This is a genomic window from Streptomyces araujoniae (assembly GCF_050871195.1).
Lineage (GTDB): Bacteria > Actinomycetota > Actinomycetes > Streptomycetales > Streptomycetaceae > Streptomyces > Streptomyces bacillaris.
Map to the genome: position 1 here is coordinate 5,417,919 of NZ_CP194070.1, position 22,075 is coordinate 5,439,993.

The window sequence follows — 22,075 nt, forward strand, 5'->3', positions numbered from 1 at the left end:
GGCGCCGGATTGACGTACCCAGACGTCAGACGATCGAACCGTCCTCGAAGCACCAGCGCCAGCTCTCGCCCGGCTCGAAGCTCCGCATCACCGGGTGACCGGTCGCCCGGAAGTGGCCGGTGGCGTGCCGCAGCGGCGAGGAGTCGCAGCAGCCGACGTGCCCGCAGGTCAGACAGAGCCGCAGCTGCACCGGGTGGGTCCCGGCGGCCAGGCACTCGGGGCAGGTCTCCCCGAGCGGCTCGGGCTCGGGGCGTGGCAGATCCGCTACGTGCGCGCACTCGCTCATGATGGGCAGGTTACGACGGATCCGAGGACGGTGGGATGGACGCGCTGCCCCTGGTGGTGCTGGTCGCGGCCAGTGCGGCGGTCGCCGGCGCCGCCCGCCGCACCCCGGTCCCCGCCCCGCTGGTCCTGGTCGCGGTCGGCCTCGTCGCGGGCCTGGTGCCGGGCGTTCCCACGTACCACCTGGACGCCCACGTCGTCCTCCCGCTGCTCCTGCCCCCGCTGCTCCACACGGCGGCCCTGGACAGCTCCTACCTGGATCTGCGGGCCAACATCCGGCCGGTCGCGCTGCTCTCCGTGGGGTACACCCTCTTCGCCACCGTCGCCGTGGGATGGCTGGCCTACCTCGCGATCCCGGAGCTGCCGCTCACGGCCGCGCTCGTCCTGGGGGCCGTCATCGCCCCGCCGGACGCCGTGACGGCCGCCGCCATCGCCCGCCGGGTGGGGCTGCCCGCCCGGGTGACGACCATCCTTCAGGGTGAGTCGCTGGTGAACGACGCCACCGCGATCACCGCCTTCCGGGTGGCGCTGGCCGCCGCGGTGGGGGAGGGGATGACCTGGGCCGCCGGGATCGCGGAGTTCCTGCTCGCGGCGGTCGGCGGGGTCGGCGTCGGCCTGCTGCTGATGGTGCCGCTGCACTGGCTCCGTACGCATCTGAAGGAGGCCCTCCTCCAGAACACGCTCTCCCTCCTGATCCCGTTCGTGGCGTACGCGGCGGCCGAACGGGTGCACGCCTCCGGCGTCCTCGCGGTCGTCGTCGTCGCCCTCTACCTGGGACACCGCTCCTGGCAGGTCGACTTCGCCACCCGCCTCCAGGAGGCCGCGGTCTGGAAGATGGCCGCGTTCATCCTGGAGTCCACCGTCTTCGCGCTGATCGGACTGCAGCTCCCCTTCGTCCTGAAAGGACTGGAGGCACCCGGTACGGCGAAGGCGCTGGGCTACGCGGCGATCGTCTTCGTCACCGTCGTCGTGATCCGCTTCGTCTGGGTCTACCCGGCCACCTATCTGCCGCGACGGCTCTCCCGACGGGTCCGGGAGCGGGAACCGGACACCGACCGGACCGCGCCCCTGATCGTCGGCTGGGCGGGCATGCGCGGCGTCGTCTCGCTCGCCGTCGCCTTCTCCATCCCGCTGGTCACGCACGACGGTGACCCCTTCCCGGCCCGCAACCTGGTGCTGTTCCTGACCTTCACCACGGTGATCGCCACCCTGGTGATCCAGGGGCTGACCCTGCCCGTGCTCGTCCGCGTACTGAAGGTGCCGGACCGCGACCGGCAGGCCGAGACGCTGGTCGAGGCGCAGGCCCAGAGCGAGGCGTCCCAGGCCGCCGAGGCCCGCCTCGACGCACTGCTCGCCGCCCCGGACAACACCCTGCCGCCGCCCCTGGCCGAGCGGCTGCGAGCCGTCCTGGACCGCCGCCGCAACGCCGTCTGGGAGCGGCTCGGCCCGGCCGACCCGGTCACGGGGGAGTCGGCGGACGACACCTACCGCAGGCTCTCCCGCGAGATGATCGAGGCCGAGCGGGAGGTCTTCGTCCGGCTCCGGGACGAGCGGCGGATCGACGACGAGATGATGCGTACGCTGCTGCGCCGCCTGGACCTGGAGGAGGCGGCGGCCTACCGGGAGACGGACGGCCCCTGAGGGGGCCTGCCACGCGGACGGGCCGGGGCGGTGGTCACGCGGACGGGCCGGCCGGCGCGCCGGGGGTGCCGGTGATCACGGCGGCCACCCGGGTGCCCGGCGCGAAGGCGCCCTCCTCGGCCAGGGCCACCAGCGCGAAGAGCAGCTTGGCGACGTAGACCCGCTCCACGGGCAGCCCGTGCCGGTCCTCGAAGCCGGCGGCGAAGGATTCCAGTTCCGGAGTCGTACGGGCGTAGCCGCCGAAGGTGAAACGCTCCTCCAGCGACCAGTGCCCGGCTTCCCGGCCGAACGCGTCCCGCTGGAGGGCGGCCACGGCCTCGCCCAGGAAGCCCCCGCGCAGCACCGGCACGCCCAGCGCCCGCTGCCCGCCTTCCAGCCCGGCCGCGAGCCCCGCCAGGGTGCCACCGGTCCCACAGGCCACGGCCGCCACATCGGTGACCCCGCGCAACTCGCGCCCCAGCGCCGTACAGCCCTGTGCGGCCAGGGCGTTGCTGCCGCCCTCCGGGATCACCTCCACGTCCCCGAACCGCTCCAGCAGTCCCGCCAGGACCTCGGGCGACCCCTTCGCCCGGTACGTCGCCCGGTCCACGAAGTGCAGCCGCATCCCGTCGGCCGCGCACCGGGCCAGGGACGGGTTCAGCGGCCGGTGCGCCAGCTCGTCACCCCGTACGACCCCGATGGTGGGGAACCCCAGCAGCCGCCCGGCCGCTGCGGTGGCCCGGAGATGGTTGGAGTAGGCGCCGCCGAACGTCAGCACGGCCCGTCCGGCGGCCGCCTCCAGATTGAGCACGAGCTTGCGCCACTTGTTGCCCGGCAGCTCGGGGTGGATCAGGTCGTCCCGCTTGAGCAGCAGCGTGGCCCCGCACCGCCCGAAACGGTCGTCCCGGACCTCCTGCAGGGGGGAGGGCACCCGGGGTCGAAGCACACGGGCGAGGTCTACGGGCGGGCTCACCCTCCCATTGTGGCCGTGCGCTCTCCTCGCGCCGTCACGGCGTCTGCGGTACGCCCCGGTCCCACAGCTCCTCGGCATGCTCCGCGAACCGGTCGAACATTCCGCTGTCACCCTGGCGACGCAGGTGCAGCAGGGGCGTCCTCCGGGCTGCTGAAGCACGTCTCCAGGCCGTCCAAGAGGCACCCTCCTCGGACGATCTGCCGAGGCGCTGCCCCGCAGACCATGGCGCAGCAGCACGTGAGAGCCGCCTCGGAAGCCGCTGGTGTGAGCTGCGATGATCCTTGCCCCAGAGAGAGGAAGTGTCGTGTCGGTGGATGCACGGCCTGATCCGGTGCAGATCGTGGCCAAGGTGGGGTCAAGCTTCCGAGCTGCCGATCCGGAGCGGGCGTTTGAGGTGTGGATGCATCTCGCCACCAAGGCTGGGTGGCAGGTCGGCGTTGTCGAGGGCGTTGCCGTGGACCTTGATGCCGGGGATTGCGGGGTCGTCGACGTCGAGGGGCTGCGCTACCTGGTCCGTCAGACCGGGAGAGTCCGGCGCACGCTTGTCGACGACGTCACCGGCAGACCTGAGGAGCGCCCGGTCTTCGGCTTCGCGGCGTGGGCGGAGCCGGTTCTTTCACCGGAGAGCGCGGTTTCCTGATCAAGCTGGTCCAGCCTGGGCACCGGTCATGATCTCGCTCCACGTGCCTCCGTCAGGCTGATGGCGGTTCTGTTCGTGATGTCGAAGTCGGCGGACCGCATCATCGACTGCCGTTGACATCTCCGTGAGCCGCAGTAGGGCGTTCTCCGCCGGCTCTCCACCGTTCGAGGTCAGCCGCGGGGCGCAGCAGGGTCGCCGGGCGGGGCGCGTGGGACGGACCGTGCGACGGGAGGCGGGGCGGGCGGGGTGTCTGTTCAGGGCCGCCCGCCCCGGTCCCGGTGGGGTCAGGCGCTCGCCAGCCAGAGGTCGGGGCCGAAGACCTCGTAGTGGATGTCGGCAGGGCGGACCCCGGCGTCCAGCAGCTGGGTGCGGATCGTGCGCATGAAGGGGAGCGGGCCGCAGAGGTAGGCGTGGGTGCCGGGGAGGACGGTGATGCCGTCCAGGTCGACGAGGCCGGTGCGGTGGGCGGGGTGGCCGGCTTCCGGGGACTCGTACCAGAAGTGCGGTTCGGCCGCCGGGAGCTTCTCCGTCAGCCGGGTGTGGTGGGCGCGCAGGGCGTGGTCCGCGGGGGAGCGGTCGCCGTGGACGACGGTGACGGGACGGGCGTGGCCCTCCTCGGCCAGGTACTCCAGCATCGACAGCATGGGCGTGCAGCCGATTCCGGCCGAGGCCAGCAGGAGGGGCGCGTCCAGGTGGTCGAGGACCAGGTCCCCGTAGGGGACGGAGACGCGCAGCCGGTCGCCCGAGCGGGTGTGCTCGTGGAGGTGGCGGGAGACCTCGCCCTCGGGTGCCTCCTCGCCGCGGACCCGCTTGACCGTGATGGAGCGCAGCCGGGAACCGGGGGAGGAGGAGAGGCTGTACTGGCGTATCTGCCGCGCCCCGTCGGCCAGTTCGACCTGTACGGAGACGTACTGGCCGGGCCGGAAGGCAGGCGTGTCACCGCCGTCCGCCGGGCGGAGGTGGAAGGTGGTGACGTCCTCGGTCTCCTCGATCCGGGCGGCGACCTCCCACTCCCGCCACACATCGCCCGCGGCCACCCCCTGCCGGGCGTACAGCCGTGCCTCCAGGGAGATGAGGGCGTTCGCCATCAGCCAGTAGACCTCGTCCCAGGCCGCGGCGACCTCGGGGGTGACCGCGTCGCCCAGGACGTCGACGATCGCGGCGAAGAGATGGGTGTGGACGACCTCGTACTGCTCGGGGGTCACCCCCAGGGAGGCGTGCTTGTGCGCGATCCGGCTCAGCATCACGTCGGGCCGGGTGCCCGGGTGCTCGACCAGCGCGGTCGCGAACGCCGCGATCGAGCCCGCCAGGGCTTTGCGCTGGTCGCCGGAGGCCTGGTTGCCCCGGTTGAACACGTCGCGCAGCAGCTCGGGGTGGGCGGTGAACAGCTTCTCGTAGAAGAGGTCGGCGATGTCGCCGATGGCCGCGCCGACGGCGGGGAGGGTGGCACGGACGGTGGCGGTGGACCGGTCGGAGAGCATGCGGGGCGGGCTCCTTCTTAATTGGTATGTGATGTTCGCATTTTCTTGTGGAGCGGAACCCGCCCGTGGTGCGAGCGGGTGGTCCGGGGGAGCGGAGGTCAGTCCTGCGGTGGGCCGCTGCCGATGCCGAGCAGCAACGGGCCCGTCGGGGCGGCGACGAGATCGGTGACGGTGATCGGGTCGAGCGTGGCGTAGAACGCCTCCTGCGCCTGGCGCAGGGCGCCCCGCAGCCGGCAGGCGGAGCGCAGCGGGCAGGGCGTGGCCCCCTCGCACTCCACGACGTCGTCCGTGCCCTCCAGTTCCCGTACGAGAGCGCCGATCGAGGCCGAGTGGCCGGCCGTGGTGAGGGAGAGTCCGCCGCCCCGGCCGCGGCGGGCGTCGAGCAGGCCCAGGTGCTGGAGGCGGGCGACGACCTTGGCCGTGTGGGTGTACGGCACCCGCATGGTGTCCGCCACCTCGCGGGTGGTCGGCGGGTCCGTGCCCTCCGCGACCGCCAGCCGCATGAGCACGCGGAGCGCCACATCGGTGAATCTGGTCAGCCGCATGGCTCGATCATAGATAAGTGGTATGTGGCATGCAAATTTTGGGGACTGTCGGGCGACGAGGGGCAACGTGCCCCGACAGAAGGCCGATTAGTCACACTCTTTTGTGTAATGGCGGGCCGGGTCCTCCGCTGAAAGGCTTCTCCAGCAGGTCATCCCAAGATCGAGAGGACGTCAGATGTCCGTTGGTGAAGAGGTTCGCGACACGCAGGCGCCGCCGCAGCAGAGTCTGGGGACGGCGGCTGCGCGGAACCTCGCGACGACCACCAAGTCCGCGCCGCAGATGCAGGAGATCACCTCGCGGTGGCTGCTGAAGATGCTGCCGTGGGTGCAGGTACAGGGCGGTACGTACCGGGTGAACCGTCGGCTCAGCTATTCGGTCGGTGACGGCCGGGTGACCTTCGTCCAGACCGGGGACCGGGTGGCCGTGATCCCCGCCGAGCTGGGGGAGCTGCCCGCTCTGCGCAATTTCGGGGACGAGGAGGTCCTCGCCGAGCTCGCCCGCAGGTGCGAGCAGCGGGATGTGGCCGCGGGGGAGGTGCTCGCCGCGCGGGGGGACGCGGCGGACCGGGTCTTCCTGCTGGCCCACGGCAAGGTCGAGAAGATCGGCACCGGTCTCTACGGGGACGAGGCGGAGCTCGAAGTCCTCGCCGACGGCGCGTACTTCGGTGACCAGAGCCTCGTCGACGGCGACGCCGTCTGGGAGTACACGGCCCGGGCCGTGACCGCGTGCACGCTGCTGACGCTCACCCGTGCGGACGTGTTCAACCTGGCGGAGCGTGCGGAGCCGCTCCGCGCCCATCTCGCCGGTCTGCTCACGATCCCGCACCAGCGGACCAACAAGTACGGCGAGGCGGAGATCGACCTCTCCGCGGGCCATGTGGGTGAGGCCGTCGTCCCGCACACCTTCGTCGACTACGACGCCGCCCCCCGCGAGTACGAGCTGAGCGTCGCGCAGACCGTGCTCAAGGTGCACAGCAGGGTCGCCGACCTCTACAACCAGCCGATGAACCAGACCGAGCAGCAGTTGCGGCTCACGGTCGAGGCGCTCCGCGAGCGCCAGGAGCACGAGCTGATCAACAACCGGGAGTTCGGCCTCCTCAACAACTGCGACTACGGCCAGCGGCTCCAGCCGCACGACGGGGTGCCCAGCCCGGACGACATGGACGAACTGCTCTCCCGCCGGCGCGGATCGAAGCTCTTCCTCGCCCACCCGCGCGCCATTGCCGCCTTCGGCCGTGAGTGCAACCGGCGCGGACTGGTCCCGGAGAGCGTGGACATCGGCGGCCACCACGTCCCGGCCTGGCGCGGGGTGCCGATCTTCCCGTCCAACAAGATCCCGGTCACCGAGGCCCGTACCACCTCCATCATCTGCATGAGGACCGGCGAGGCCGAGCAGGGCGTCATCGGCCTCCAGCAGACCGGCATCCCGGACGAGATCGAGCCGAGCCTCTCGGTCCGCTTCATGGGCATCGACGAGCAGGCGATCATCTCCTACCTGGTGACGGCGTACTACTCCGCCGCCATCCTGGTACCTGACGCCCTCGGCGTACTGGAGAACGTCGAGGTGAGCCGCTGGCGCTGACCTCGTGTCACCACCCCCGGGGGTCCGGTCGGCCGACACCGGCCGGGCCCCCGGGGCCCGTCCCATCGCACCGCCCCCAGGGAGTGACCGTGACCATGACCAGTACGGACGCAGCGACGGAAGGGCACGAGGCCGCGGCGCTGCTGGAGCGCACCCGCGCGATCGTCGACCCGCATCTGCGATCGGCCGTGGAATCGCTGCCCGGTGGCATACGCCGGATCGCGATGTACCACTTCGGCTGGGAGAACGCCGACGGCACCCCCGCCGCAGGACAGGCGGGCAAGGCCATCCGGCCGGCGCTCGTGCTGGCCGCCGCCCGTGCCCTGGGCGGCGATCCGGAGCGCGCCGTGCGCGCCGCCGTCGCCGTCGAGCTGGCGCACAACTTCACCCTCCTCCACGACGACGTCATCGACGAGGACACCACCCGCAGACACCGGCCCACCGCCTGGGCCGTCTTCGGTGTGCCGGACGCCATCATCACCGGCGACGCCCTGCTGGCCCTCGCCCAGCGGCTGCTGGCCGAGGACAGCCACCCGGCGGCGGCACGCGCCGCCGCCCGCCTCTCCTCCTGCGTCATCGAACTCTGCGCGGGTCAGCAGGCCGACTGCGCCTTCGAGGAGCGCGGACCGGACGAGGTCACGCTCGACGAGTGCCTGACCATGGCGACCGCCAAAACCGGCGCCCTGCTCGGTTGCGCCTGCGCCCTCGGCGCCCTCTACGCCGGGGCGGAGGACCGGGCCGTCCGCGCCATGGACGGCTTCGGGCGGGAGGCCGGCCTCTCCTTCCAGCTCATCGACGACCTGATCGGCATCTGGGGCGACCCGGCCCGCACCGGCAAGCCCGTCGGCGCCGACCTCGCCGCCCACAAGAAGTCGCTGCCCGTCGTCGCCGCGCTCACCTCCGGCACCCCGGCCGCCGCCGAACTGGCCGCGCTCTACCGGGGGCCCATGTCCACCACCGGGGAGGTGGACCGCGCCGCCGACGCGGTGGACCGGGCCGGTGGCCGGGACTGGGCCCAGGTGGCCGCCGCCGACCGGATGGCCCGGGCGATGCACCACCTCTCCCGCGCGGTCCCGGAGCCGGGCGCGGCCGGAGACCTGCTGGCGCTGGCCGAATTCGTCACCCGCCGCAGCAGCTGACCCACCCGGCCGACCGGCTCGCACCCCTCAACCAGCTCTAGTATTCCGTGGGTTGATCTGACGGACGAGGGCAGCGCGCGAAGGGTGGGAGCCGGTCATGGGCGTACGGATACGGCAGGCGGACAAGGATGACAGGGACCTGGTCGTGGCGGTCCTGGAGGAGGCCTTCCACCACGACCCGGTCAGTTGCTGGGTCTTCCCCGACGAGGCCCACCGGCGGGCGGTGCACGGCAGGTTCCTCGGCGTCTTCGCGGACATCACCCTCGCCGAAGGCCGTATCGACGTGGCCGAGGACGGCGCGGCCGTGGCCCTGTGGCTGCCGGTGCCCGCCGGGGCGCCCGAGGCGGAAGACCCCACGCCCGCCCTGATGAGGCGGACCGCCGACCCCGACAACGAACGGTGCGAACTGGTCGGACGGCTGACCGGGAAGGTGCACCCGCACGACCGCGCGCACTCCTACCTGCTCATGGTCGGCGTCTCCCCGCGGCGCCAGGGCGAGGGCATCGGGGCCGGGCTCATCGGCGCGGAGCTGGACCGCTGCGACCGCGACGGCGTACCCGCGTACCTGGAGGCGAGCAGCGCCCGCAGCCGTACGCTCTACGAACGGCTCGGCTTCCACTTCCTCGGCACCGCCGTCGACCTGCCGGACGGGCCGCGGATGTGGCCCATGTGGCGTGACCCGCAAGCGAATTGAGACTTCGCGGAGGGGTGGCGCAGGGGCGCTCCGGAGCGGGGTACAGTCCCTGCTCATGACAGATGAGTCGTGGGCCGGCTGGTACCGGGACCGGGACGGTTCCGAGGCCGTCGTCCTCACCACGGACGGACGGCAGCTCCGGATCCGGATCCGAGGGGTCGACTTCGAGGGCGAGAGCTTCGGCCGCCTGGTCCCGGTCGCGGGTACGGCCCCGGAGGGCGGGGTGCCCGCAACGGCGGGCGGGACCTCCTCCCCGGCGGACGGAGGCCTCTCCTCGCCCGACGGAACCCTCCCCTCGGCCGGCGGCGTCTTCTCCCTGGCGGAGGGGGCGCTCACCGACTGCGTACTGGAGTGGGACCTCCCGCTGCCCGTCCGCGTCGACGGCACCCTGCGGCAGGCCACCCTCAGCTGTCTGCTCTCCCTGCGCCGGGTCGACCCGGACCTCCACCTCGCCCTCCACCTGGACGGCGCGGTCTACGAATCCGCCCGCGCCGAGAGCGACTTCGCCGCCGCGCTGACGGCGATCCAGCGGATCCTCCCGGACGGCGTCCGCCTTCAGACCTGCGTCGCCTGCGCCTTCTCCGCCCCCTTCCCCGCCCAGGTCCCGGCCCCGGCTTCCTCGGCCTCCGTCTCTGTGCCGGGCGCCCGCCGCGGCCTCTCCGGTTCCCTCGTCTGCTTCGCCGAGGCCAAGGGCGCCTGCCCGAGCCCGGAGGACGACGGCAGGGGAGGGGGCGCGGCGCCGGCCCCGGGGGACCGGCGTACCGGACTCGTCCAGGAGATCTGGAGCTGCCGGGAGTTCGAGGGGCACCCGTCCTGGGCTGCCGACACCGACCGTCTGGGCGCTTTCCCCCTCGAATCCGTCTGACCCGTGGCGCCCTGACCCGACGGCCCGGTGCTTGGACGGCCCGGTGGTCCGACGACCTGGTGGCCCGACGGCCCAAGGCCCGAAGGTTGCATGGCGCCACGGGCCACCACAACGCCATTGTCACTCTCTGATTGTTCTACTAACATGCGAACAACGGAGGTTTTCATGACACGCAAGCACCTTGGCCGCGCCACACTCGCGGCCCTGCCCTTTGTCCTCGCCCTTCTCGTCGACCTGATCCTCTTCATCGCCCTCAAGGACCGTCTCCCCACCCGCCTGGCCGCCCACTTCGACGTCTCGGGAGACGTGAACGGCCATGTGGACCGCACCACTTACGTCCTGGTCACCGCGCCCGTGCTGCCCATGCTCGGCGCCCTGTGGGTCCTCATGGTGGTCAGCGGCAAGTTCTACGGCCGCGCCCACCGGCTGCTCATCGGCGGTGGCTGGGCCTCCGCCGCCTTCCTCCAGTACGTGCTGGGCGCCGCCCTGATCGTCAACCTGGACGTCCCGGAGGGGGGCGCGCCAGCCCGGTTCCCGCTCTGGCACTTGGCCGCGGCCCTCGGCGCGGCCGTCCTGGCCGGAGCGCTCGGGCTGCTGCTGGCCCGGCTGGTCCCGGCACCGGAGAACCCCTACGCCGGGCAGGACCCCGCCGACCGCGCGCGGATCGCGCTCGCCGACGGCGAGGTGGCCGGCTGGGCACGTACCACCGGCTCCTGGTGGCTGCCGGTGGGCGCCCTGCTCATCGCGGCGGCCGGTGCGGGGGTCGGTGTCCTGGTCACCTGGTTCGCCGGCGCGCCCCTGTTGGTCCTCGCCCTGCTGGTGCTCACCTTCTGCCGCGCCCATGTCACCGTGGACCGGCGCGGTCTCACCGTCTCCGGGCTGCTGCCCTGGCCCCGGGTCCAACTCCCGCTGGAGCGCATCGAGACGGCGGACAGCCGGCCGGTCGACGCGGTGGCGGAGTTCGGCGGCTACGGCTATCGCGTCCGCCCCGGCCGCACCGGCTTCGTCGTCCGCTCGGGCGAGGCCATCGTCGCCCGGCAGAAGGGAGGCCGTGAATTCGCGGTCACCGTCGCGGACTCCGCGACCGGCGCCGCCCTGCTCAACACCCTCGTCGACCGGAACCGGGCGGGACGCTGACCATGCTCTTCCGGGTCGATCCCACCTCCACCGTGCCGCTCGGCGACCAGATCGCGGCCTCGGTGCGCCGCGCGGTCGCCGACGGGGCGGTGGCCCCGGGCGAGCGGCTCCCCGCTGCCCGGGTGCTCGCCGACTCCCTCGGGGTGAACGTCCACACGGTGCTGCGCGGCTACCAACGGCTGCGTGAGGAAGGGCTGATCGAACTGCGGCGCGGCCGTGGCGCGCAGGTCACCGAGGGCGCGTCCCCGCGCCGGGCCCAACTGCTGCAGCGCGTGCGCGAAGTGGTCGCGGACTCCCGGGAACTGGGCCTGACGGAGGAGGAGTTGCTGACGCTGATCCGTGCCGAACTGGGTGCCTGAGGCCGGTTCCGTACGGCAGGGGCAGTACGGCGAGGAGGGCCGTTCCGCGTCCGGAACGGCCCTCCGCCCTTGGGGCCGGGGCGACCGGCCGGTTCTCCCGGCCGTGGTCATCGGCCGGCCCGTACCGGCCGGGTGCGATCAGCCGGTGCGGGCGGGCCGTACCCGGGTCAGGAGGTGCTGTCGGCCAGAGCGGCGGCGAAGCCGTTCTGCCAGAGGTAGTTCACCCGGGCCCGCTCGTTGGCGTCCGGCTGCGCGTTGGTGCACGACGGGCCGGGGCCGCCACCGGACATCAGCTGGCTGCACGGACCGGAGTAGGTGTCCGGCAGGCCGAGCACGTGCCCGGTCTCGTGCGTGGTGACGCGGGTGGAGTTGTACTGCTGGTTCTGCCGGTAGTCCAGGAAGATGAAGCCCCGGCCGTGCCCGTTGGTGGAGGCGTACGAGCCGCGCGGGTCGTTGCCCTCGCGGTACGTGAAGTCGGCGTTGGAGCCTTCCTGGAGCCGCACGTTGGAGACCGAGCTGTTCCAGATCCGGGTGCTGTTGGCTATCTGGGTGCGGAAGCTCGGCGCCGAGGCCGTGCTGTAGGTGACCGTGACGGCCAGGGCGCCCGGGTTGGCGGCCCGCTTCTCGGCGACGGACTTCATCACCGCGTCGAAGAACGCCTTGTTGGCGGCGGCGTTCTCGGCCGAGCCGTTGTACGCGGCGACGGTGGCGGGGGTGGAGGCGGCAGGTGCAGGAGCGGCGGAGACCGCGGGGGCCGTGCCCAGCGCGGCGACCAGGCCGAGACCGGCGGCGGCGGTGGCGATGGCGGTCCTGAGGTGTCTCATGGGGGATTTCTCCTACTGTCCGGTGAACCCGCGCCGTGGGGGTTGTCCGCAGAGCGGACGGGGCGCGGGGCGGTACGGGGAGAGTGTGGGGGAGCGGACGGGCCTCGGGGATGATGCCAACCGGGGATAGCGCGGCCCTATCCCCCTGCCCCCGCTGCTGTCCGCATCCCGTATGAAGGGCCGCCCAACACCCGCTGAATTAACGCCCTTTGATGGGGTTGAGGCCGCTGGTGCCGGGGCGGTGGCGGTCGTACGCTCCGAACCATGGAGCTTGAGGTGAGGCACCTCAGGGCGCTGTGCGCCATCGCCGACACGGGCAGTCTGCACCAGGCGGCCCGTCGTCTCGGCGTGAGCCAGCCCGCCCTGACCACCCAGCTGCGGCGGATCGAGAACTCGCTCGGCGCCGAGCTGTTCCGCCGCGAACGCACCGGCTGCCGCCCCACGCTCCTCGGGCGGGCCGTCCTCAGCCGGGCCAGGCCGCTCGTCGACGGGATGAGCGCCCTGGTCAGCGACGCCCTGGCGGAGGCCGACGCCGCCCGTTCCCGGGGGCCCCGGCTCCGTATCGGCTCCACCGCCAGCCGGGTCATCGGGGGCTGGCTGAGCCGGCTGCGGGTCGCCCTGCCCGGCACCGACATCTCGCTCCGGGTCGACGTCTCGGCCCATGCCCTCCTGCGCTCGGTCGAGGCGGGCCTGCTGGACGTCGCCTTCGTGCACGAGGTGGAGGGCTCCCCGCTGGCCGTCCCGGACGGCCTGGAGCAGCGCGTACTCCTGGACCGAGAACCGCAGTTCATCTCCCTCTCCCGGGACCACCCGGCCGCCCGCCGCCGGGTGGTGGAGCTGGGGGACCTGGCCGGGGACCGGTGGATGGTCGATCCGACGGTGGACGGGGAGTGGGACGGCGTACGCCGGGTGCTCGGCGCCGCCGGCCTGAACCCGCCGGTCCTGCACGGGGATTACCTCACCGCCGCCTCGCTCGTCGTGCTCGGTGAGGCCGTCGCGCCCTGCCAGCCCACCTCGGGCCCGCGCGACGACATGGCCATCCGCCCGCTCCGCGGCGACCCGCTCGCCGTCCGGCTGCTGCTGGTCTCCCGGCCGGGGGCGGACCTCTCGGTGGTGTACGGGGAGCTGGAGGCGGCCTATGTGGAGGCGGCGCGGCGGTCCAGCGGCTACTACGCCTGGCTGCTGCGCCACCGGAGCCCGCTCACGCGCACGCCGTGAGGCCGGGGCGGGGGGATCCGCGCCCCGGGGCCCGAGGCGGAAGACGCGCACCGTGCAGCGCCGGGCCGCTGAGCGGCCGCTGACGGGCCGCACGCGCGGGTTCCCTGGTCTGCTGACGGGGGGCGTACGCGCGGGTTCCCCGGTCTGCTGACGGGGGGCGTACGCGCGGGTTCCCCGGTCTGCTGACGGGCCGCACGCGCGAGTTCCCTGGTCCGCTGACGAGCCGTACGCGAGAGTTCCCCGATCTGCTGACAGCGTGCGGGTGTTCCCCCGGGCCGTCCGGGCGGGCAGGCTCGGAGCATGAAGCTGCTGATGCTGGGCGGTACGGAGTTCGTCGGGCGGGCCGTCAGCGAGGCCGCGCTGGAGCGGGGCTGGGAGGTCACCGTCTTCCACCGGAGCCACCACGCCCCGCCACCGGGCGTGCGGGTGCTGACGGGCGACCGGACGGGAGGGGAGCGGGGCCTCGCGGCGCTGGCGGACCACGCGGGCGACTGGGACCTGGTCGTCGACACCTGGAGCGGGGTGCCCACGGCCGTCCGGGACACGGCCCGGCTCCTGACGGACCGCGCGGGCCACTACACGTACGTCTCCAGCCGCTCGGTCTACGCCTTCCCGGCGCCGGCCGGGCTGGACGAGGACGGACCGACGGTGGCGGGTGCCTCGCCGGACGAGGGCGGGGACGTCCCGTACGACCGGGCCAAGCGCGGCGGCGAGCTGGCGGCCCTCGACGCCTTCGATGACCGGGCCCTGCTGGCCCGGGCCGGTCTGATCATCGGCCCCGGCGAGAACATCGGGCGGCTGCCCTGGTGGCTCACCCGGATCGCGCGCGGCGGCCCGGTGATCGCCTCCGGCCCCCGTACGGCCGGGCTGCAGTACGTCGATGCCCGCGACCTGGCGCAGTGGCTGCTGGACGCGTCGGCGGCCGGGCTGCACGGCCCGTACAACACGGTCAGCCGCCCCGGCCACGCCACCATGGGCGAGCTGCTCGACGCCTGCGTGCGGGCCACCGGCTCCGGCGCCGAGCTGCGCTGGACGGACCCGGACATCCTGCTGGCCGCCGGGGTCGAGCCCTGGACCGGGCTGCCGATCTGGCTGCCGGAGGGGGAGCTGTACGACGCGCTGCACCAGGGCGGCCATGCCAGGGCCGAGGCCGCGGGGCTGCGCTGCCGGCCGGTCGCCGAGACCGTGGCCGACACATGGGCCTGGCTGTGCGGGCTGGGCGGCGCCGCACCCCAGCGTCCGGACCGGCCGGCCGTCGGCCTCGATCCCCGGCTGGAGGCGAAGCTCCTGACCACCTGACCTCCCGACTTCCGCTCCGTTCCTCCGCTCCGATCCTCCTCCGATCCCCCCTATAGGTCGACGCACAGGGGTAAATCCGGCGTGTCATAACAAATGACTTGCATTAAAGATGCATATTGCGCGGCATGGAACAACAGGCGCGCAGGCGCGGCAACGCAATCCGGGCAGCAGTGACAGTGGCCACGGCCGCGGCGATGGTGGGCATGCTGGCCCCGGCCGCTGCCGCCGATCCGCTGCCGGGCGGACTCGGCCCCTGCCTCGGCAGCGGGTGCCCGTCGAGCTGGAACGACCCGAACAACGGTCCGATCGTCGGCTATGACGAGAACATCAACATCTACGTCGGCGGGGACTTCCTGGTCCGGGAGGCCGCCGCCGAGGCCGAGGGGAAGATCGTCACCCTCGGGCGGTTCGACATGGACAAGCGGGACGGCGTGTCGCAGGTCTACAACGTCGGCATCGTGGGTGTCGGTTCGCGGGTTCCGCCGCCGGACGGTTCCGACTACCTGTCCGTGGGCGGGACCGTCACCATCGCCGACGGTGAGCGGCTGCTCGCCGAGGAGGGGACCCACTCCGGCCAGGTCGCGCACGCGGGGGCCCTGACCGGCGTGGTGAACCCGACCACCGCACCGCGCCTCGACCCCGATGCCGTCACCCCGTTCACCGGCCTGCGCCCGCAGCTCACCGAGGCCAGCCGGTGCTACGCGTACGAGGGCGACGAGCACCGGGCGACGACCGGCGACTGGGAGCGGGTCGGCGACACGTTCACCTTCACCGGGGACGGCACCTCCGCGATCCAGATCTTCGACGTGGACATGGACCTGGTCTCCTCCTCGGGCGGCAACGCCGGGTTCGTCTTCAACGGCATCCCCGCCGGGGCGACGGTCCTGGTCAACGTCTACGGAGACGACCGTACGGTCGCCACGTTCATGGGGGCCCTCCCCAACGACGGGCTCCGTGAGCGCCTGCTGTGGAACTTCCCGGACGCGACGGACCTGACGCTGAGCGGCCCGGCCCAGTTCCAGGGCAGCGTGCTCGTCGGACAGCAGGCCAGCATGACCACGCTCTCCATGAGCGGTACCAACGGCCGCTTCTACTCTGCGGGTTCGCTGACCCACACCTCGGGTGCCTCGGGCGGCCAGGAGATCCACGCGTACCCGTTCGACGGCGACCTCCCGACCTGCGGCCCGGACCCGACGCCGACTCCCACGGACCCGACGCCGACTCCGACGCCGACGGACCCCACCCCTACGCCGACGCCGACGGATCCCACGCCGACCCCGACGCCGACGGACCCGACGCCCACGCCGACGCCGACGGATCCCACGCCGACGCCGACCCCGACGGACCCGACGCCGACCCCCACACCGACGGACCCCACGCCCACGCCGACGCCGACCGACCCCACGCCGACGCCCACCGACCCGACGCCGACCCCGACCGACCCGACGCCCACGCCGACGGACCCGACTCCGACTCCCACGGACCCGACTCCGACTCCCACGGACCCGACGCCGACCCCGACCGAGCCGACTCCGGGTCCCACCGACTCGCCCACGCCGGGTCCCACCGACACACCGACATGGAAGCCGACCCCGTCCCCGTCCCACCCGGGCCAGCTGCCCGACACCGGGTCGCAGGGCGGTGAATGGATCCTCGGGTCCATCGCGGCGGTGCTGGTGGCCGCCGGTGGAACGGTGCTCGTGGCCACGCGCAGGGCGCGCCGCCGCACCTACTAGCAGCACCCGCTAGCGTGGTTCGATGACCGAACCACTGCTGCACCTCGCCGAAGCACCTCTCTGGGAGGCGGCCCGCGGGACCGGGACGTACGAGATGTCCACCCGCGGCCGCACTCTCCAGGAGGAGGGCTTCATCCATCTCTCGCTGCCCCACCAACTTCCGGGCGTGGCAAGGATGCTGTACGGGGACGGAGACGGAAGCGGGGACGGTGGCCACGACCTGGTGGTCCTGGTCGTCGACCCCGCCCGGCTCACCGACCCCGTCCGGTACGAGGCGATGAAGCCGGGTGGCGAGGAGTTCCCGCACCTGTACGGACCGCTTCCGGTGGAGGCGGTCGTGGAGGTGCGGCCCTGGCATGGAGGATCCTGACCCCCACCGACGAGAGAGGACACGAACCCCAGTGACCGGCCCCCTCACCGCCGTGACCGGAGCGAGCGGAGCCGTCGGCGGCCGGGTCGCCGAGCGGCTCGTCCGGACCGGAGTCCCCGTACGCCTCCTCGGCCGCGACCCGGCCCGTCTCCCCGGACTGCCCGGCGCCGACCGCGCCCCCGCCGCCCCCTACGGCGACGGGGAGGCCATGCGCCGTGCCCTGGACGGGGCGCACACCCTCTTCCTGGTCTCCGCCCACGAGAGCCCGGACCGGGTGCGCGAGCACACCACGGCGGTGGACGCGGCCGTGGCGGTGGGCGTGGAGCGGATCGTGTACGTCTCCTTCCAGGGCGCGGCCCCCGACGCCACGTTCACCTTCGCCCGCGACCACTGGCAGACCGAGGCCCACCTCCGCACGGCCGACGTGCGCCACACGTTCCTGCGGGACAACTGGTACCTGGCGGGGCTGCCCGCGATGACCGGCGCCGACGGGGTGCTGCGCGGCCCGGCCGGTGACGGCCGCGTCGCCGCCGTCGCCCACGCGGACATCGCGGACGCGGCGGCCGCCGTCCTGCTGGACGGTTCCACCGCCCACGACGGCCGGGCCTACGACCTCACCGGCCCCGAGGCGTTCACCCTCGCCGAGGCGGCCGAGGAGCTGAGCCGGGCCACCGGGCGCTCGATCCGCTACGTCCCCGAGACCGTCGAGGAGGCCTACGCCTCCCGGGCCGGATACGGGGCCGAGGCGTGGGAGGTGGTCGGCTGGGTCACCTCGTACGAGGCCATCGCGGCGGGCGAACTGGCCGCCGTCTCCGACGCGGTGCCCACCCTGACCGGCCACCCGGCCATGGACTTCGCCACGTTTCTCGCGGAGCACCCGGAGAGCTACCGCCACCTGCTGCCCGGCGTCTGACGGGGAGCTCCGCTCCCCGCCGCCGACCGCCACGCAGCGCCCCCCGGGCTCACCACCACGCGGCCGCCCCTCCCCGGGCTCACCGCCAGGCAGCCGCCCCGCCGGGGGTTCACCGCCACGGGATGTGGCGCCAAGGGCTGCCCCCGCTCTCCGTCAGCAGCCGGTGGGCGATGGCGCTCTCCTCGTAGAACGGCCCGCACTCCTCCTCGTCGAACCTCTGTTGAGACGGATGCCCACGTCTGTCGGCGGGCCCGGCTGTTCCTCGGCCTCGCGGAAACGCCGCACCCGGCCCCCGAGCCGCCGAGTGCGGCGGCCGGTGGACCGGGTGCGGTCGGAATCGGAGGGTGACGTCACCGGCTCGAAGAGGCCGGTTCGGTCGAATCCTTCCGGATCAGGCCTTCTTGGTTTCCCAGAAGATCCGGTCGACCTCGGCGATCAGGTCCAGCGCCTTCTGGCCCGTCTTCGGGTCGTTCGAGCCCTTGGCCGCGGAGAGCGCCTTCAGGGTGTCGTTGATGAGCTGGTGCAGCTCCGGGTACTTCTCGAAGTGCGGGGGCTTGAAGTAGTCGCTCCAGAGCACCGACACGTGGTGCTTCGCGAGCTCGGCGCGCTGTTCCTTGATCAGGACGGCGCGGGTGCGGAAGTCCGCGTCCTCGTTGGCCTGGTACTTCTCCTGGACGGCCTTGACCGACTCGGCCTCGATGCGGGCCTGGGCCGGGTCGTAGACGCCGCAGGGCAGGTCGCAGTGGGCGCTGACCTTCACCTTGGGGGCAAACAGGCGGGAAAGCATGGAGCTGTCCTCCTCGTGATCGTCTTCTCAGGTGGGACATTACTCCGTGGAGCGCGGCTTTCCGTGGCTGCCCCTGGGGCTTAGGTCAAAAGTCCGGGGTTGGATTCGGGCCGTCGGCCGAATGTACGGAGCGGAACGCGGTACGCGGGACGGTGTGCCGGAGGAGGAGCGGGAGGTGGCCGAGATGCCGCAGTGGGGACGGGTGTCCGGAGGAGGGCGAGGCGGGCGGCGGCCGTTGCGGGTGGTGGAGGTGACGGGGCCTTCGATGGTGCCCACGCTCTACCACGGGGACCTGCTCCTGGTGCAGTACGGGGCGCTGGTGCGCGCCGGTGACGTGGTGATCCTGCGTCACCCCTTCCAGCAGGACCTGCTGGTGGTGAAGCGGGCGGTCGAACGGCGGCCGGGCGGCTGGTGGGTGCGGGGCGACAACACCTTCGCGGGCGGGGACAGCACGGACTACGGGGTCGTGCCCGAGGAGCTGGTGCTCGCCCGGGTCCGGGCCCGCTACCGGCCCCGGGCGAAGGCGCCCGGGGGTCAGCGGTCGGTGACCGAGGCGCTCGGCTGGGCGTTCTCCGCGTTCAGGCCCGTCCGGTCCGCCTCCGCGCGTTTGCGGGCCCGGTAGGCGGCCACGTTGGCCCGGGTGGCGCACCGGTCCGAGCAGTAGCGCCGGGAGCGGTTGGTGGAGGTGTCCAGGTAGGCGTTGCGGCAGGGGGACGCCTCGCAGAGGCCGAGCCGGTCCACGCCGTGCGAGGTCAGATGGAAGGCCAGGCCCATCGCCGCGATGGCCGCGTAGCCGGCGGTGACGTTCGACGGGTGGTCGGCCAGGTGCATGTGCCAGTCCGGCCTGCCGTCGTCGTCGCGTACGTCGTGGCCGGAGATCTGCGGGCTCACCGGGAACTCCAGCAGCAGCGAGTTGAGCAGGTCCACCGCGAGCGTCTCGTCCCCGCCGTCCGCCGCCTCGAAGACCGCGCGGAGCCGCCCCCGTACGGAACGGAAGCGGGTCACGTCCGCCTCCGTCGTCCGCCGCGCCGCCTGCTGGTTGGCGCCGAACAGCTCCCGTACCGCGTCGACCGAGGTGAGGGCGTCCTTGTTGCGGGCCGGCTCCTCGGTGTTGACCAGGCGCACGGCATAGTCCGAGTAATAGGCCAGTTCCACTTGTAGTCCTTACGGGCGCGGTCTAGGGTCGGGGTGTCGGCCAGTGTAATGGGTGGTTGGCTTTGAGAGGCTTACTTAGGAGGTTGGCGTGACGGAGACGGGGACGAGCACCGACTGGCGGTCCTGGCAGGAGAGCTGGGACCGGCAGCAGGAGTGGTACATGCCCGACCGCGAGGAGCGGTTCCGGGTGATGCTGGACATGGTCGAGGCCGTCGTCGGCCCCGCGCCCCGGGTCCTGGACCTCGCGTGCGGTACGGGAAGTATTACGGACCGGCTCCTCCGACGGTTCCCGGAGGCCACCAGCACCGGCGTCGACCTCGACCCCGCGCTCCTGGCCATAGCCCGCGGCACCTTCGAGGGCGACGACCGGGTCACCTTCGTCACGGCCGACCTCAAGGACCCGGAGTGGACCGCCCGGCTGCCCCACACCTCGTACGACGCCGTCCTCACCGCCACCGCCCTGCACTGGCTCCACAGCGAGCCGCTGACCGCGCTGTACGGGCAGCTCGGCACGCTCGTCCGGGACGGCGGGGTCTTCATGAACGCCGACCGCACCATCGACCCCGACACCCCCCGGATCAACGCCGCCGAACGCGCCCACCGGCACGCCGGCATGGACCGCGCCAAGGCCGCCGGCGCCCTGGACTGGGCCGACTGGTGGGCGCTCGCCGCCGCGGACCCCGTACTCGCCGGTCCCACCGCCGAGCGGTTCGCGCTCTACGGCGAGCACGCCGACGGCGACATGCCCTCCGCCGCCTGGCACGCCCGCACCCTGCTCGCCTCCGGCTTCGCCGAGGCCCGCACGGTCTGGGCCTCGCCCTCGGACAGCCTCGTCCTCGCCGTGAAGTAGGCAGTGGAGTAGGCGGGCCTGAGGGAGGGGGCGGGAAGCGGGGGAGGCAGGGCGGTGCGGGGGTGATTCCGTACCGCCCTTCCGGCTTTAGTCCTCCGCTGCAACCCCGTCCGCTCCCCAGCGCACTGGAAGGGTGAGACGGTCCGCACCCGCGGGCCGGGGGAAGAGGGGGCGGTCCATGCGGATCCCGGAAGAGGGCCGGAATGCGGGTAGGTGAGGGCGGAGCGCGTCAGGATGCCGCGCACCACGAATCCGCCCTCCACGACTTCGTGGAGGGCCGCCGCACCGCGCTGTTCCGCAGCGCCTATCTGCTCTGCGGCGACCGGCACGAGGCCGAGGACCTGGTCCAGAGCGCGCTGGTCAAGGTCGTGCTGGGCGGCCGGCGGCACGGGCGGCTCGACAACATCGAGGCCTACGCCCGCAAGACGCTGGTCAACACCTTCATCGCGAGCCGCCGGAGGTTCTGGCGGCGTGAACAGGCGTACGGCGAACTCCCCGACCGCCAGGCGGTCGCGTCCGACACGGACACCGGTCTGGTCGTCCGGGCGGCACTCGCCCGGCTCACCCCCAGGCAGCGGGCCGTGCTGGTGCTCCGCTACTGGGAGGACCTGAGCGTCGAGGCCACGGCCGAGGCGCTCGGGATGCGGACGAACACCGTCAAGAGCCATGCCGCTCGGGGCCTGGCGGCACTGCGCGCCGGAATGGCGGAGGAACGGGTATGAACGACATCCACGAACTGCTCGGCCGCGCGGCCGACGGCGCGGGCAGCCCCGGGTTCTCCGCCGAGGCCGTGTACGCCAGGGCCGACCGGGTCCGCCGGCGCCGCCGGGCCGTCGTCTCCGCGGTGGCTGTGGTGGTGATCGCGGCCGGGGCGATCACCGTGCCCCGGCTGGGCGGCGGGGGCGGGCCCCGTACGTCGGTGGCGACGGAGCCCCGGGTGTCCGGCTCCCCGACCACCCCCGCACCGGTCCTCACGGGAACCAGGGCCGAGCGGCTGGCGGCTCTCCTGCCCCCGGAGGTGGGGGAGATCGAACAGGTCACGCTGCTCGCGCTCATCAAGCAGCTCGACCCCGACGAGGTGAAGGAGACCTATCTCGGGCCGCTCGACGGGCAGTACGCGATCCGCAAGGACGGGGGCGTGGGCTATCTCGTCCTCACCTACGAGGACCGGGCCACCGTGGAGAGCAAGCTCGGCCGTCCCGCCGACCCGGACGAGGACGTCTGCCCCGCGATGAGCGGCGACACGTACCGCACGAACTGCGTGCGCGAGGTGCTCCCCGACGGGCGGGTGCTGACCCTGTGGAACGACGCGAAGCGGTTCCGGGGCGGTGACGAGGTCCGCTGGGGGCCCGAGCTGACCGGCGAGCTGGTCCAGCGGGACGGCTCCCAGATCCTCGTACGCTCCAGCACCGGGTTCGAGAGCACCGGCACGCAGGGCCCCCTCCTCCCGGCGCCCCCGGTCTCCCGGGAGCACCTGAGGGCGCTGCTGACCAGTCCGCAGGTGCTGCCGAAGACGCCCTGACGGGGGCGCCGGGCACCCACGGGGGTGGTGCCCGGAGGCCCGCGGGAGGGGCGGACAGGGAAGAGGGCGGTACGGACATCGTGT

General features: G+C 73.0%; 24 protein-coding genes and 1 pseudogene. 17 read left to right on the forward strand and 8 right to left on the reverse strand.

Going from position 1 to position 22,075, the window contains the following annotated elements; genetic code table 11:
* Positions 1-25: 25 nt before the first annotated feature.
* Positions 26-286 (reverse strand): UBP-type zinc finger domain-containing protein, encoded by a 261-nt coding sequence (locus ACQ9ZG_RS23480; protein WP_026237711.1) that lies wholly within the window; start codon positions 284-286, stop codon positions 26-28.
* Between the two features lie 35 nt (positions 287-321).
* Here ACQ9ZG_RS23480 and ACQ9ZG_RS23485 point away from each other — a divergent pair, with 35 nt between their 5' ends.
* Positions 322-1,923, forward strand: a complete 1,602-nt coding sequence (locus ACQ9ZG_RS23485) for a Na+/H+ antiporter (protein ID WP_109915057.1) — start codon at positions 322-324, stop codon at positions 1,921-1,923.
* 34 nt (positions 1,924-1,957) lie between these two features.
* On the opposite strand, the gene ACQ9ZG_RS23490 is transcribed toward ACQ9ZG_RS23485, so the two are convergent.
* Positions 1,958-2,833, reverse strand: a complete 876-nt coding sequence (locus ACQ9ZG_RS23490; protein WP_499281200.1) for a 1-aminocyclopropane-1-carboxylate deaminase/D-cysteine desulfhydrase — start codon at positions 2,831-2,833, stop codon at positions 1,958-1,960.
* A gap of 76 nt (positions 2,834-2,909) precedes the next feature.
* Positions 2,910-3,014: pseudogene (locus ACQ9ZG_RS23495) on the reverse strand (XRE family transcriptional regulator); the annotation flags it as partial.
* Positions 3,015-3,179: 165 nt separating this feature from the next.
* On the opposite strand from ACQ9ZG_RS23495, the gene ACQ9ZG_RS23500 reads away from it, so the two are divergent.
* Positions 3,180-3,515, forward strand: a complete 336-nt coding sequence (locus ACQ9ZG_RS23500) for a hypothetical protein (protein WP_146225765.1) — start codon at positions 3,180-3,182, stop codon at positions 3,513-3,515.
* 284 nt (positions 3,516-3,799) lie between these two features.
* Here the strand turns inward: ACQ9ZG_RS23500 and ACQ9ZG_RS23505 are convergent, their stop codons facing one another.
* Both ACQ9ZG_RS23505 and ACQ9ZG_RS23510 read right to left on the reverse strand, forming a co-directional pair.
* Positions 3,800-4,996, reverse strand: coding sequence for a globin domain-containing protein (locus ACQ9ZG_RS23505; protein ID WP_109916337.1), 1,197 nt, complete (start codon positions 4,994-4,996; stop codon positions 3,800-3,802).
* Positions 4,997-5,094: 98 nt separating this feature from the next.
* Positions 5,095-5,541, reverse strand: coding sequence for an RrF2 family transcriptional regulator (locus ACQ9ZG_RS23510; protein ID WP_109916336.1), 447 nt, complete (start codon positions 5,539-5,541; stop codon positions 5,095-5,097).
* Positions 5,542-5,716: 175 nt separating this feature from the next.
* On the opposite strand from ACQ9ZG_RS23510, the gene ACQ9ZG_RS23515 reads away from it, so the two are divergent.
* The 6 genes from ACQ9ZG_RS23515 to ACQ9ZG_RS23540 all read left to right on the forward strand — a co-directional run bounded on the left by ACQ9ZG_RS23515 (position 5,717) and on the right by ACQ9ZG_RS23540 (position 11,317).
* Positions 5,717-7,123: a family 2B encapsulin nanocompartment shell protein gene (locus ACQ9ZG_RS23515; protein WP_109916335.1), complete on the forward strand. Its 1,407-nt coding sequence runs from the start codon at positions 5,717-5,719 to the stop codon at positions 7,121-7,123.
* Between the two features lie 95 nt (positions 7,124-7,218).
* A complete protein-coding gene (locus tag ACQ9ZG_RS23520) occupies positions 7,219-8,262 on the forward strand; it encodes a family 2 encapsulin nanocompartment cargo protein polyprenyl transferase (protein ID WP_018489072.1) in 1,044 nt (347 codons plus the stop codon).
* A gap of 97 nt (positions 8,263-8,359) precedes the next feature.
* Positions 8,360-8,956, forward strand: coding sequence for a GNAT family N-acetyltransferase (locus ACQ9ZG_RS23525; protein WP_109917659.1), 597 nt, complete (start codon positions 8,360-8,362; stop codon positions 8,954-8,956).
* Positions 8,957-9,011: 55 nt separating this feature from the next.
* Complete coding sequence (locus tag ACQ9ZG_RS23530) at positions 9,012-9,821, forward strand: DUF6304 family protein (RefSeq protein WP_109917660.1); 810 nt, start codon at positions 9,012-9,014, stop codon at positions 9,819-9,821.
* A gap of 165 nt (positions 9,822-9,986) precedes the next feature.
* Complete coding sequence (locus ACQ9ZG_RS23535) at positions 9,987-10,958, forward strand: DUF1648 domain-containing protein (RefSeq protein ID WP_499281201.1); 972 nt, start codon at positions 9,987-9,989, stop codon at positions 10,956-10,958.
* A 2-nt stretch (positions 10,959-10,960) separates the two neighbouring features.
* Positions 10,961-11,317, forward strand: coding sequence for a GntR family transcriptional regulator (locus ACQ9ZG_RS23540; protein WP_028416321.1), 357 nt, complete (start codon positions 10,961-10,963; stop codon positions 11,315-11,317).
* Between the two features lie 167 nt (positions 11,318-11,484).
* On the opposite strand, the gene snpA is transcribed toward ACQ9ZG_RS23540, so the two are convergent.
* On the reverse strand, positions 11,485-12,141 hold the full coding sequence (gene snpA / locus ACQ9ZG_RS23545) for a snapalysin (protein ID WP_018492104.1): 657 nt from the start codon (positions 12,139-12,141) through the stop codon (positions 11,485-11,487).
* 264 nt (positions 12,142-12,405) lie between these two features.
* Between snpA and ACQ9ZG_RS23550 the strand changes: the two genes are divergently transcribed.
* From ACQ9ZG_RS23550 to ACQ9ZG_RS23570, 5 genes are all read left to right on the forward strand, one after another.
* Positions 12,406-13,359, forward strand: a complete 954-nt coding sequence (locus ACQ9ZG_RS23550; protein WP_032754844.1) for a LysR family transcriptional regulator — start codon at positions 12,406-12,408, stop codon at positions 13,357-13,359.
* Positions 13,360-13,659: 300 nt separating this feature from the next.
* The gene (locus tag ACQ9ZG_RS23555; RefSeq protein WP_258311986.1) at positions 13,660-14,658 is read left to right on the forward strand and encodes an NAD-dependent epimerase/dehydratase family protein; all 999 of its coding nucleotides are present in this window, start codon (positions 13,660-13,662) and stop codon (positions 14,656-14,658) included.
* 125 nt (positions 14,659-14,783) lie between these two features.
* Positions 14,784-16,394 (forward strand): choice-of-anchor A family protein, encoded by a 1,611-nt coding sequence (locus ACQ9ZG_RS23560; protein ID WP_258311987.1) that lies wholly within the window; start codon positions 14,784-14,786, stop codon positions 16,392-16,394.
* 22 nt (positions 16,395-16,416) lie between these two features.
* Entirely contained in the window at positions 16,417-16,764 is a 348-nt protein-coding gene (locus ACQ9ZG_RS23565; RefSeq protein WP_109914511.1) for a DUF952 domain-containing protein, read from the forward strand.
* Positions 16,765-16,795: 31 nt separating this feature from the next.
* Positions 16,796-17,677, forward strand: a complete 882-nt coding sequence (locus tag ACQ9ZG_RS23570; RefSeq protein ID WP_499281202.1) for an NAD(P)H-binding protein — start codon at positions 16,796-16,798, stop codon at positions 17,675-17,677.
* A gap of 391 nt (positions 17,678-18,068) precedes the next feature.
* Here the strand turns inward: ACQ9ZG_RS23570 and sodN are convergent, their stop codons facing one another.
* Positions 18,069-18,464 carry a superoxide dismutase, Ni gene (gene sodN / locus ACQ9ZG_RS23575; protein WP_003966342.1) on the reverse strand — a complete coding sequence of 132 codons (396 nt, stop codon included), beginning with the start codon at positions 18,462-18,464 and terminating at the stop codon, positions 18,069-18,071.
* Positions 18,465-18,585: 121 nt separating this feature from the next.
* Here sodN and sodX point away from each other — a divergent pair, with 121 nt between their 5' ends.
* Positions 18,586-19,086, forward strand: a complete 501-nt coding sequence (gene sodX / locus ACQ9ZG_RS23580; RefSeq protein ID WP_109916793.1) for a nickel-type superoxide dismutase maturation protease — start codon at positions 18,586-18,588, stop codon at positions 19,084-19,086.
* Here sodX and ACQ9ZG_RS23585 read toward each other — a convergent pair.
* Complete coding sequence (locus ACQ9ZG_RS23585; protein WP_109916792.1) at positions 18,999-19,619, reverse strand: CGNR zinc finger domain-containing protein; 621 nt, start codon at positions 19,617-19,619, stop codon at positions 18,999-19,001. The two genes, sodX and ACQ9ZG_RS23585, sit on opposite strands and share 88 nt — an antisense overlap.
* Before the next feature lie 88 nt (positions 19,620-19,707).
* Between ACQ9ZG_RS23585 and ACQ9ZG_RS23590 the strand changes: the two genes are divergently transcribed.
* The 3 genes from ACQ9ZG_RS23590 (at position 19,708) to ACQ9ZG_RS23600 (ending at position 21,991) form a co-directional block, all read left to right on the forward strand.
* On the forward strand, positions 19,708-20,469 hold the full coding sequence (locus tag ACQ9ZG_RS23590; protein ID WP_109916791.1) for a class I SAM-dependent methyltransferase: 762 nt from the start codon (positions 19,708-19,710) through the stop codon (positions 20,467-20,469).
* Positions 20,470-20,672: 203 nt separating this feature from the next.
* Positions 20,673-21,191, forward strand: coding sequence for a SigE family RNA polymerase sigma factor (locus ACQ9ZG_RS23595; protein WP_018492122.1), 519 nt, complete (start codon positions 20,673-20,675; stop codon positions 21,189-21,191).
* Positions 21,188-21,991, forward strand: coding sequence for a hypothetical protein (locus tag ACQ9ZG_RS23600; RefSeq protein WP_499281203.1), 804 nt, complete (start codon positions 21,188-21,190; stop codon positions 21,989-21,991). Before ACQ9ZG_RS23595 ends, ACQ9ZG_RS23600 begins: the two co-directional genes overlap by 4 nt.
* The last annotated feature ends 84 nt before the right edge of the window (positions 21,992-22,075 follow it).